Source organism: Comamonas sp. (assembly GCF_036643215.1).
In the GTDB taxonomy this organism is placed as follows: domain Bacteria; phylum Pseudomonadota; class Gammaproteobacteria; order Burkholderiales; family Burkholderiaceae_C; genus Comamonas.
Window position 1 is genome coordinate 1 of sequence record NZ_JAVXSJ010000084.1, and the last position, 2189, is coordinate 2189.

The window sequence follows — 2189 nt, forward strand, 5'->3', positions numbered from 1 at the left end:
TTGCCGCCGTAGCGGTTGATCTGGCCGCCCTGAATTTGCAGGGTGACGTTGGTGATGGCGTCCAGGAATTCGCGGTCGTGGCTGATGACGATCATCGTGCCGCTGTAGCGCTTGAGCCAGGCTTCCAGCCAGACCAGAGCGTCCAAGTCCAAGTGGTTGGTAGGCTCGTCCAGCAGCAACAGGTCGCTTGGCGCCATGAGCGCGCGGGCCAGTTGCAGGCGCATGCGCCAGCCGCCCGAGAAACTGTTGACGGGGTGGCTCAGCTCGGAGACCTTGAAGCCCAGACCCAGAATCAGCGCCTGGGCGCGTGCTTCCGCATCATGGGCGCCGGCATCGCCTAAGTCGATATAGGCCTGGGCGATTTCCATGCCGTCTTCAGACGCTTCGGCTGCAGCCAGTTTGGCATTCAGCTCGGCCAGACGTGTGTCGCCATCCAGCACAAACTGGGTAGCGGACTCGTCCGTCTCGGGCATGTGCTGGGCCACCTGGGCCATGCGCCATTGCGGGGGGATGAAGAAATCACCACCGTCTTCGCTGATGCTGCCATTGAGCAGAGCAAACAGGCTGGACTTACCCGCACCGTTACGGCCGACGAGGCCCACGGATTCTCCCGGGTTGATGGTGGTGCTAACCTGGTCGAGCAGGACTTTGGTGCCGCGGCGCAGCGTGATGTTCTTGAGGCTGATCATGACTGGGGGTGATTATCCCAGTGATTGGATGCCAGCCTGCGGCCCCGTGAAATAGGCTGTCGTGATAGATGCAGTGCTCAACCGTCGATTTCGCAGGTGCAAGGCAAACAATAGCGCGTAGGTAAAATTGTTATTCGCCTGTAATGTCGGCGAAATCTGACGCAATAGAGGTGCTTGTCTTGGCAAGATCGCGTATCTTTTAACCCGTTACAGCTCTGGGTTCAGCAACGAATGCAGCAAAACGTGTCACACACACCAAAGACCGCCGCACACTGGCGCGTTGAGGACATAGATTTTTCGGCCATTGATCGCACAGTCGTTGAGGGCAATGAAGATTTGTTCTTCTTGCTGATGAGTGCCTCGTTCATCGAAACAGGCTCGGATACCTATGCCGCTAATCTGGCCGAGCATTACGCGGCCTGGCCCGAGATTGCGGACTGGCTCAGCACCCAGTGGGAAGCAGAGGAGCTGCAGCACGGCAGAGCCTTGCGGGCCTATGTCGAGGCGGTGTGGCCCGCATTCCCTTGGCAGCAGGCCTATGACAGCTTCTTTGCCGAGTATTCGCAGCTGTGCACCATGGAAGAGCTCTACCCCGACCAGCGTCTTGAACTGGTGGCGCGCTGCGTGGTGGAGACCAGTACCACGGCTTACTACCATACGCTGCGCGATTTGAGTGACGAGCCGGTGCTGAGCCAGATGCTGGGTCATATTCGCAATGACGAGGTGAATCACTTCAAGCACTTTCTCAAGTTCTTCAAAGAGATGCAGGATGAATCCCCGGTGGGGCGCGCCCGTATTGCCAAGGCGCTGTATGGGCGGCTCAAGGAGCTGCGCGATAGCGATACGGAGATTGCGCTGCGCCATGTCTGGGCGCACAAGGGGCCGTATTTTTCCGCTACAACGGTCCCTTTGGAAGAGATGGCACAACGTATTTACGAGCTGATCAGCAGCCGCCTGCCAGCGGATCTGGCGGTGCGCATGTTGCTCAAGCCCATGCTGCTGCCGCAACGGGTGGAGGGGCTGATACGAACACCTATCTCTAAATTGGCGACGCGGGTGCTGGCGCACGGTTAAGCGCGGCTGGCAGTCATCAATGCGCTACATAGAAAAAGGCCCGGTACTCTGGCGAGTCCGGGCCTTTTGTTTTGTCTGGTGCTGCTATTTTGATAGCTGCTTGCGCTTATTTTTATTGCGGTAGAGTGTTATTTGACCAGTGACGCAGCGCTTCTTCGGTAATCAGCAGCACTTGCTCGTCGCCCGAGCTGGTATCGAGCCAGAAGATGGGCAGGTCGGGGAAGGCGGCTTCAAAGTACGGTTTTTCGTTGCCGATTTCCAGAATCACCACGGCATCCTTGTTCAGGCGCGCGGGCAGGTCTTGCAGCAGCTGGCGAATGAAGTCCATGCCGTCCGTGCCACCGGCCAGGGCCAGCTCAGGCTCGGCCAGATATTCGGCGGGCAGCTTGCCCATGCTGTCGGAGTTGACGTAAGGCGGGTTGCACA

2 protein-coding genes and 1 pseudogene are annotated in these 2189 nt (G+C 58.4%); 1 reads left to right on the forward strand and 2 read right to left on the reverse strand.

The genetic code is table 11. The features are described 5' to 3' along the window. A partial coding sequence (locus tag RSF91_RS19775; protein WP_332570002.1) for an ATP-binding cassette domain-containing protein occupies positions 1–689 on the reverse strand: 689 nt, incomplete at its 3' end. Between the two features lie 231 nt (positions 690–920). Here RSF91_RS19775 and RSF91_RS19780 point away from each other — a divergent pair. Further along, entirely contained in the window at positions 921–1763 is an 843-nt protein-coding gene (locus RSF91_RS19780; protein WP_332570003.1) for a ferritin-like domain-containing protein, read from the forward strand. Positions 1764–1875: 112 nt separating this feature from the next. On the opposite strand, the pseudogene RSF91_RS19785 reads toward RSF91_RS19780, so the two are convergent. Next, positions 1876–2189: pseudogene (locus RSF91_RS19785) on the reverse strand (50S ribosomal protein L3 N(5)-glutamine methyltransferase); the annotation flags it as partial.

What these genes read in the sequence shown, in the direction of transcription:
- RSF91_RS19780 (WP_332570003.1), top strand. Translation starts at nt 921, where the DNA reads ATGCAGCAAAACGTGTCACACACACCAAAGACCGCCGCACACTGGCGC.